At 36.0% G+C, this 9,505-nt stretch carries 6 protein-coding genes and 1 pseudogene; 3 read left to right on the top strand and 4 right to left on the bottom strand.

Annotated elements, in window-relative coordinates; translation table 11 throughout:
* The first annotated feature begins 494 nt into the window (after positions 1 to 494).
* Complete coding sequence (locus I6U50_RS16110; RefSeq protein ID WP_317192041.1) at positions 495 to 629, top strand: hypothetical protein; 135 nt, start codon at positions 495 to 497, stop codon at positions 627 to 629.
* Positions 601 to 1,065: an N-6 DNA methylase gene (locus tag I6U50_RS16105; RefSeq protein WP_317192040.1), complete on the top strand. Its 465-nt coding sequence runs from the start codon at positions 601 to 603 to the stop codon at positions 1,063 to 1,065. Before I6U50_RS16110 ends, I6U50_RS16105 begins: the two co-directional genes overlap by 29 nt.
* A 132-nt stretch (positions 1,066 to 1,197) precedes the next feature.
* Here I6U50_RS16105 and I6U50_RS15695 read toward each other — a convergent pair whose 3' ends face one another.
* The 4 genes from I6U50_RS15695 to I6U50_RS15680 all read right to left on the bottom strand — a co-directional run bounded on the left by I6U50_RS15695 (position 1,198) and on the right by I6U50_RS15680 (position 9,024).
* Positions 1,198 to 2,217, bottom strand: coding sequence for a DUF2914 domain-containing protein (locus I6U50_RS15695; RefSeq protein WP_317192039.1), 1,020 nt, complete (start codon positions 2,215 to 2,217; stop codon positions 1,198 to 1,200).
* 271 nt (positions 2,218 to 2,488) lie between these two features.
* Complete coding sequence (locus I6U50_RS15690) at positions 2,489 to 2,755, bottom strand: hypothetical protein (RefSeq protein ID WP_198639548.1); 267 nt, start codon at positions 2,753 to 2,755, stop codon at positions 2,489 to 2,491.
* Between the two features lie 413 nt (positions 2,756 to 3,168).
* Entirely contained in the window at positions 3,169 to 5,682 is a 2,514-nt protein-coding gene (locus tag I6U50_RS15685; protein WP_198639547.1) for a T9SS type B sorting domain-containing protein, read from the bottom strand.
* A gap of 1,050 nt (positions 5,683 to 6,732) precedes the next feature.
* Positions 6,733 to 9,024, bottom strand: a complete 2,292-nt coding sequence (locus tag I6U50_RS15680; protein ID WP_198639546.1) for a S41 family peptidase — start codon at positions 9,022 to 9,024, stop codon at positions 6,733 to 6,735.
* A gap of 230 nt (positions 9,025 to 9,254) precedes the next feature.
* Between I6U50_RS15680 and I6U50_RS15960 the strand changes: the two are divergent.
* Positions 9,255 to 9,377 (top strand): annotated as a pseudogene (locus I6U50_RS15960) (transposase); the annotation flags it as partial.
* Positions 9,378 to 9,505 lie beyond the last annotated feature (128 nt).

Below are 9,505 nucleotides of genomic sequence, written 5' to 3'. Positions count from 1 at the left end.
AATCCAACAATATCAAAATACGTTAATAAACCTTCAGGAAGGATTAAGCTTAGCAGGGATAGGTCAGTCTCTTTATTCACTGGATAATATTTATCTACAAAGAAAACTATTTTTCACTCTAGACCCAACTTTTGAGATTGATCCAAAAAATGACCCAATCTAAACAACAACTGGAACAACATTTCTAGAATATCGCCAACACGCTCCGTTGAAAAATAGGTGCCGACAAATTCTGGGATTATATATTAGGATTTATTTTCTATAAGTACCTAAGCAGGAAGATGAACTTCACGCCGAAAAATCCTAAAACCAGACAAGCTTACTTTCAGGCAACTGGAAGGCCACTCGCAGGAAGAACTTTATCTTGAAGCTGTTAAAGAAGATGCTTTGGTTCATCTGGGATATTATCTAAATCCTTTTGAATTATTCAGCGAACTGGTCCGCCGTAAAAACAGGAATGGAAAAGCAAATTTATTCTTGGAGACCTTGCAAAAGTGCTTACCAATATTGAGCAAAGCACGATGGGGAGCGAAACCGAAGAAGACTTCGGGAATCTTTTTGAAGACCTAGACCTTACCAGTAGTAAACTCGATAAGACCTATGAAGCTAAAAAACGAACTTATTGTTAAAGTGCTCACCCACCTGGACCAGGTAGATTTTGAACTGGAAAATACCGAAAGTGATGTGTTGGGTGATGCTTATGAATACCTCATAGGAAAATTCGCTTCCGGTGCTGGAAAAAAAGCCGGAGAGTTTTATACCCCGCAGCAGGTAAGTAAAGTCCTGGCGAAACTGGAGACCATAGATAAGAAACAGATTAAAAGTGTTTACGACCCTACCTGTGGCTCGGGCTCGTTGCTTTTAAGGGTTTCCAAAGAAACCGAAGTTGGTGCTTTTTATGGGCAGGAAAGTAATCCTACTACCTGCAACCTGTGCCGCATGAATATGATTATGCACGATGTGCATTACAAACGTTTCTATATTTATAATGAAGATACGCTGGCAAATCCATATCTGGAAGCCGTATCCTCTTTTTTAGCTGCTTTTGAAACGCGTCCGGTTTGACAATTAGAGCATTGAAATATAATCGAGAGAATAATTGTTAAAATGATTTCTTTACCATTCCTTCTTCAATAGGTTCAGAAGTGTTTTTAATCACAAAATCGACTACACCAAGTATTAGTTCCTCTTCTGTAATTATTTCAACTTTCCATTGGCCTTCCCTAAGGTTATTTTATAGGTATATCCACGGAAACCACGATCACGCCCACCGGCAACTTCAAAGCCAAGGTCATCAGTTACTTCCCATTTCCTGGTTTCGGCATTGTAGCGTTTCCATCTATGAAAAATGGACTTTTTTAAATCTGTAGGTGCAAAAACAGAAGTGAACACATAAACTCTTTGATCTACCTGACGATGAAAAGTGATGTGATGTTTACGCCAGAATACATACCATTGATTCTTCTCGTAAGTAACGATGTATTCGTTATTTATTTTTCGCACATCATGAGCCACCAAACCGGCATCCATTGCCAGCGGCACTGGTGGAATAAGGTTGAAATAGTAAAAAGCATTGATCGTTATATAGATAGAAAGGATAAGACTAATCAGTTTTTTTAGACTTACCTCAGCTCTTGTGTCAGGGCTTGAACTGTAAATAAAGGTGATAAGTGCCAGCGTACATCCCAAACTTACAAGTCCCGCAATGATAAAAATAAAGGTATTCATTTCCCTGGTCAGCGTGGGAATCATAAAGGCGAAAAAGGTAAAACTTATAAAAAAATAAACACTAAACTGAAGGTATTTGTTGGAGATTTTCTTTTTAAGAAACTCGTTTGCAAATAAGAGCAGCACCAGCAGTATGAAAAAAAACATAGTTTTTGACATGGACACACTTCTGAAAAAATAGATGACAAAAGCACTTGAAAGTGCACCAAAGAAGAACTGTATGGCTAGCGGGAAATATTCGGAATAACGTCTGATAAAAGTACCTTCCCACTTTTTATCATCCACTGTATTATACAAATAAAGCGTTATGGACAATAAGCTTATATGTGAGCAAAGTACCACCGTATCATAAACACGATCTATTCGCCCTAAGGTCAGGGAATCAAAAATAAAACCACCCATAAAGAAAAGAATGGGAGCATATTTTTGATTGCGATAAACATATCTTCCAAAAGCACTATTTCTATATCTTACTAAAGTTCTTTTCATAATGTATTTAGTAGCGCCAAATGTAGGATAAAAACTTCAACCGGATATTTGCTTTGACTTTAAGGCCAGAGAGCTTATGAAAAAAGCGGAATAAGAATCTTATCAAATATTTCAGCGGAAGGGAATTAATTATTTATTGTTCATTGCTATTCGGTGCTTCAAGATAAAGGCATGAATATACCGATGATTTTTTAGTTATTAACTGTTGGCTTTTAGCTATTACTGTTAGCCTTAATAGTGGTATTTATAATTTCGTATCGGTTGGTTTATTTCACCATGCCCTACTTTTTGTCCACTTTTCAAAATTAACATTTGGCCCTTCACCTATACGGTTTCCAGATTCCAATCCTTTACTTTTGAGTAAAGATCCTGTTTTGCTCTTAATAACAAAAAAAGAAACCACCCCTGGCGAACCAAAGATGCTATTAGTAGGTACATGAAAAAAAACTCTGGGTTGGTGATAAATCTGAATTTCATTCCGGTTTGGGCTCACATCATCCTGAAGTAGTAAATACATATATAACTGCAGTATCTGCATTTTAAGAGATTTCGAAACGCCTCTGGTAATTTGTGATCTGGGTTATGGCGATTTTAATATTGGTAAAGAATTAGTGAAGTACTCCAAAAAGTATATCGTCATAGATATAGTTCCAGATTTTATTGCTCATAACAAAAAAAGCATTTTTAGGGAAGGCCACACATTTAGGGCCGTCATTTGATTTTAAGGTTGTAGCAGAAAAACAGTTATTATAGGTTAAATCTCTCTGCTTTAAAGAGAATTTAGCAACTAGCTTGTATATTATTTAGGTTTAAGATGGAGGAGTTACTGAAAGTTGAAAACTTGATCAAATTATTTTCAATTTTATTGTAAGCACTTAAAAGAAAATGTTTTTAAAGTAAACTCATTCTCTGTCCCAGATGCGTTACCAATTATCCGGGCCTACTTTCCTTTTATCTTATAAGACTAAAATGTCCTGTATTTATATCGCCATTATCAAATTCCACGCGGAACCAGTAATCATCTGAAGGCATTGATTTTCCGTTAAAAATGCCGTCCCAGGCCTGGTCAATACGCAACATTTTTAGTAGTTTCCCATAACGGTCAAAGATCTTTGTAGTATACTCCCTATCTGTTCTTCCCTGCATTTTCCAGGTATCATTATAACCATCATTATTAGGTGAAAAAAAGGCCGGAAAAGACAGTATGGAGAATGTCTCCTCCAGATAGCCGCAGCCTTGAATCTCCCTCACAAAAATCCTATAATCTCCTCCGGTTAGATTTCTAAAGGTATTGGCATCCTGGTAAGTTATTCCATCCAATGAAAATTCATAAATACCTTGGTCTCCTATTACTACAGTTACGCTATTTTCAGAATTAAAGGACGCTACCTCTATTTCATAGGAGATAATAGGGTTATATCCTGTTATATCCACCTTTAGTGTTGAACTGGATTTCCCGCACAAGCCATTATCGATCGTATAAGTATAAATTCCAGGAGCATCCCTGGCCGGATCTAATATATCCCGTCCTCCTTTTGGTAACGGATGCCACGTGCCACCGGTATCAGGAGCACCTTCTAAAAGATCATATAGATTGACCGGCTCCTCCTGGGAACATAGCTCTACTTCTGTACTTTCTCCCGCATTGGGTTGCTTATCAACTCTTATCTTCACCTCCGTAGAACTGCTTCCGCAAGACCCCCTGTCTACCATAAAAACATAGTTTCCTTCGGAATCAAAGGCAGGGTCAAAAATATTTTCATTTGCCAGGCGGGGACTCCAGGAACCTTCAAGGTTAGCATCAACGCCAATAAGATCTCTAAGATTTACAGCAGCATCATTTTCACAAAGGTCGAGTACGATATTATCACCAATTTCTGGCCTCGGAATTACCTGTACTCTGATTTCTGCAGAATCTTTTCCGCAGGGACCATTATCAATTTCATAAACATATACACCTGGGGTATCTACCGCTGGATCAAAAACAGCATTCCCACTTAAAGTTTGTACACTCCAGGATCCTCCTGAATCTGCACTGCCCAGCAGATCAAAAAGGTTTATAGGATCGGCTTCCTCACAAATTGTGAGCTCATGGTCTGTTCCTGCCCTTAAGATCTGGTCTTCCTGAAAGTCATAAATTCCATTTTCATCCTTATCTTCAGGGGTAGTATATCCTGATGAAACGCCGGTCACTAATCCCTTCGCATCTACATTTTCTGGTGAGGTTCCCAAACGGCCATCCTCATCCTCATCTGCAAAACCTGCTTCTATAACATCAAAACAGCCGTCTCCATCACTGTCCAGATCCCTGTGGTCTGGATAACCATCCCCATCAGTATCCCTATCTTCCTGACCCTGTTGTTCTATGATATCCAAAATTCCATCGTTATCATCGTCAAGGTCAATATCATCGGGTATCCCATCCCCGTCAAAATCTCCCAGACATTCCTCTTTTACCTCCATTTCGCTACTGCATTTAGCCGGATTTCCAGTAATGCTGACTGTGCCAGTGACTCTGTTGGAGCCCAAAAGTTCACATATCGCAGAACAATCGGTTAAAGAATTATTTCCTGTTATAACTACCCCCTCCTGCAAGGCGGGATCTCCTGCATACAACAGACTTTGCAACCCCTCAAGGGTATTTAGCAAAGGATTATCTGTAATCTGCAAAGTACCATTGAGTTCATTAAGGCTTCTTATCCCTTTAATATCGGGCAGGTTTTCGTTATTGTCAATCACCATGGAACCGTAGATATGGGTTAGATTATTAAGTCCACTTATTTCAATCAGTTCTATATTCCCCGAAATAATAAGATCTCCACCGGTAGGAGACAAACTTCCCACAGAAGTCAAAGTGTTAAATCCGGTAATAAAATTTATTCCAGTATCGCGTATAATAAAATCGCCTCCTACAGTATGTAATTTAGTAAAGTCATCAAGCCCATGTGGATAATCAATCAACTCAAAATTTCCATAGACAATTTCAAGATTCGTAAATCCTATAAGGGAAATGAGTCCACTGTCAGTAATAAGAAAATCTCCTTTTACTTCTTCCAGGGCATAAAAAGAATCTATAGACCTAAGACTTTCCCAATTTGTTATTGTAAAACTGCCACCAATCTTTTTCAGGTTATTAAAATCATTAAGTTCAACTGCTTTGGTGAGTCCATTGAAAGTCAAATTACCCTCTACAAATTCCAGATCATCAAAATTTGCAAATTTTGTAACCTGAGCTCCTTCTATGATAAGATCACCCTTTATTTTTTTTATGGCGTTAAGACGGGAAAGATCTATTACCCCACTGCCTATATAAAGATTTCCTGTTATGGTTTCACAAGAAAGGTAAGAGTTAAGGTATTCTTCTACTTCATTCTGGTCATTTAGCCGAACATCGCCTGTAGGACACTGGGCAGTGGCAAGATTTAATATTAAAAGAAAAAACAGAAATAAAAAAACAGGCTTCAAACAGAAAAGAGTTAGATGAGCTAATTTAATAAAATATTAACTTCTTCCTACAGAAGTTAATATTTATTATCGGGAATAATTACTCTTGCCAGCTGCAAAATCCAAATTCCTGAAGAATCTTTTCGGTTTTGCCATTAAGTTGTAGAGTGTTATTTTGTAAAAACCATGGTTACTTATTGTTTATTTAATAATAATCTTAGTTACAATTCCCTGAATAAAATAAAATTCCGCTTCGCCTTTTAATTTTTCTTTACCCCTACATATTGGAAGATTTACAGAATGAAGCGGATCTATTTTTAACATTAAACAACACAAAGCAATTAACTTCGCTACTTATATTTTCAAAGATGCAGGGAGAATACGGCAGAGTATGACGTGATAGAAATAAAATTTAGTCAGATTTAAGATTCCCTGGTTTAGGCAAAATAGAAAATCCAAAGCATTCACCACTTTCTCATCACAAAAGTTTCGTTTCAGTTAAAAAGCTTCATTACAATTGACCTGGACACGAGCCAAAAAGCTTAGAAAATAACGATATATAAAATGATTAAAAAAAGCTTTTAGGCTCAAGTCCGTCTAATCACTAACTGTTTTCAAGAGTCTTAATAACAACAATTAAAGATTGAATAAATGACCCCATTACCATCGAAAAGAAAACGGCTGAACGCTTTCAGCAATTTTCTAAAATGCATTCTGAAGCTTTGGCCTGAATGCTGGATTTTTTCTTCTAAAATGAAATTTCTCCCGGGAAAAATTTCGGCTCCACAGGCAGGAGAATTGAAAATATTATAAAAAAAGATTAACGCAGTGATCGCAATTACCAGGGATATGTAGAAAAATAAACTCCACTTTAGGAATTCTGGAAGCTTTGATAGGAAGCCGCAGATCCTAAAAATGATAACGATGATTAATTAAGGGAATATGAACAAGGCGCAAACAATCCTGACATTTATAAATAGATAACCCTTTTTATTTGCGGCAAAAACCTGCTCTGATTATTAAAATTACCGTCATAATCCAGGCTTAGAATCTCAAAAAAATTATTGCCAATTAATTTAGGATAACCTCAATGGCTTTTTCTAAAAACTCATCTTTTCCTGACTTGACACCTTCTATGGTCTTATTGACATAAATATCTGGTATTATACCTTTGGCATGAAGTTGAGAACCATCATGCTTAACCACCTTCATTCCCGTCCACCTAATTGTATAATTTCCTAAAAGTGTAAAAGGGTTAACATTGCCATTTGTTCCTGCAGTGGGTTGTCCCACTATGGTTGCTAATTCATAGCCTTCAATAAAGCTCATAAAACTTTCAGCATAACTGATAGCTCTCCCATCAATAATGAAAACAATATTTTTGTCTCTCAAATAAGGTTTTTTAGGTTTCATTCCCCAACCTAAATTCTCATAACCAATATTTTTTTTCTGATCTGGATAGATTTTTTTTGGAACTCTCATCCAGGCTTTGGAGGTATCTTTCTCTTTTAATAGATGAGCGATAAAACCATGGTTACCGTTAGGGTAACCCCTTAAATCACAGATAACACCTTTTGCCTGTTGAAGTTTTGGTAAAAGTTTAGTAATAGTATTCATTTCAATTTTATCGAGATTAAGATAATAGATACTATTATTTAATAACTTATAGTTATGCTTTTGTATGGCTATATCCAATTCATTATAATCATACTTTCTATCGTGATTCAAGACTTTAGTTTTAGAATTAATCTCTAAAACTAGTTCTTCGTTTTTTTCAGCTAGAAGACTAATGCTTTTCGCTCTATAATTTAGCCATCCTCTAGTAGCAGCCGAGATTCTAGAATTGATTTCTTCAAAATAATTTTCTGAAGATTGACCATTTACCTTAGTAACTACATCTCCTATTTTAATATCTAAAGTTTTATCTTTTACTTTAGTGATAACCAACTTCTCTTCAATCCACTCCCAATTAATAGGGGGAATATATTCACCGGTTCTAGGACCGCGCACAGAGATATGTCCATCTTTTAGAGGGGCTGTAAATTTTTGTAAAGTCTCCAGATGATCAAGTTCTGTCTGGTCGTTGAAGCTTCTTTGCAAAGCGGTTGCTAATTCTTTTTCCCAGTCTACATCTACCTCATTAAAATAAGGGTAAAAATGTTGAAAAACGTTGTAAGTATTTATAATGTTTCCTAAGAAAACTGATACATCGTTGGGGCTTTCGTTTATAGTGCTTAAACGTTGCTGTAATGCATCTAAGGATGTACTTTGAGGATAGGTGTTTTCAGAATTAGTGTATAGATTTAATGGGATTTGACAAAAAATATCTTCACCAATTTCTTTTTCGATAAGCTCACCAAAGATTGGATAGGCATCAAAAAGAGCCCTTCCCTTTACTCGCTTAACCTTACCTTCATAGGCAATAACCGCAGCCTGTTTTCCCTCTTTGCTATCGGTAGTTGAAATCGTATATGAATACCCCTGGCTATTTCCTTTCCAATCTGATTGTTTATTTTTCTTACCAATCGTTTTGGCTTCAAAACTATTATTTTTAATTGGAATTTCTATCCATTCGTTGTTTTCTTTATAATAGAGATGGACATCATCTAAAAACAAAGTTCCTTTACCTTTAATAAAGCTTCCCATAACCATCCCCGAAGCTAAATCATCTACTTTACCAACAATTTCATATTTCTTCCACGCATTGCTTTTAATTGGGTTGGCATCCATATTCTCAAAAAAACCCATCGTTTTATCAGATTTATCCACTCTCAACCATAAATGCCCAGTACCCCTAGAAGCGTTCTTCAGCTTTACCCAAGCAGTATATTTTATCTCCTTTCCTCTATATTTTTCTGCATCTACAGAGAATAATAGGTTACCAAAATCACTTGATTCATCAATTTTGTTGTATCTGTTTACTCTTACACTACGATATATACCAGTCTGGTGATTCATTCCCTTAGAAACACCTTTGTGCTGCCAATAGGTCGGTTTATAATCATTAATATTATCAGGTGTAATTACGCTTATATCATAGTTTTTGTTTGTATTAGAAAAAACAACACTAGGTGCTATGGGTTTAAAAATTTCGTTTAGTGTGGTTACCACCTCATTAGAATTATTACATTTTAAAATCTCGCTCACTCCATAAGCTGCAAAACTATTCCAATCAATTTTGGAGGCTTCATCACTTGGATGAAAGTATTTTATATACCCATAAGCTTTAGCAAAAGTCTTTAAATAGTTTAGGTTTTCTTGTTGCTGTGCCTGTACTTCTCGAGACTCTTTTTCATTTGATGCTTTTCCTTTACACCCTATTATTAGCATTGCTACAATAAGTAATCTCAATGTATTTTTCATAGTTATCCTATTATGTAATTAAGTCTCAAAGCGTTGTCTTATTTAAATGCTACGATCGTTAGAGATAAATTGTAGCCTGATAAAGCCACATAGTCATCAAACCAGTAGTTTCATTCTAAGACTGGTTTACAAATGAGGTATTTAAAAATTAGTATCAGTTTATCATTTTTGTTACACAATAAAAGTATCTGATTTTTAGTTCTTTCATTCCATATTAAACTCCTTTAACAAACCGAAGCACCAATGCTTCAGCTGAATCCTTTAATGCTAAAATAAAAGCCTTTAGAGCACAATTAAGAGGAGTAAGAAATACCGAGTTCTTCTTATTTCGACTCGAAAAATTATTTGCTTAAAAACTCAAAAACCCAGAAAATGGTCTTGATCCCGGATCAATCTCAAAAGTTGGGTCTAAAGTAAAAATTAAGTTTCTTTGCTGATAAATATTATCCAGTGAATAAAGAGACTGACCTATCCCTGCTAA

Source organism: Salegentibacter maritimus (assembly GCF_016236975.1).
GTDB classification, from domain to species: Bacteria; Bacteroidota; Bacteroidia; order Flavobacteriales; family Flavobacteriaceae; genus Salegentibacter; species Salegentibacter maritimus.
Note: the sequence above shows the minus strand (reverse complement) of the source record. Positions and strands in the feature narration are given on the sequence as shown.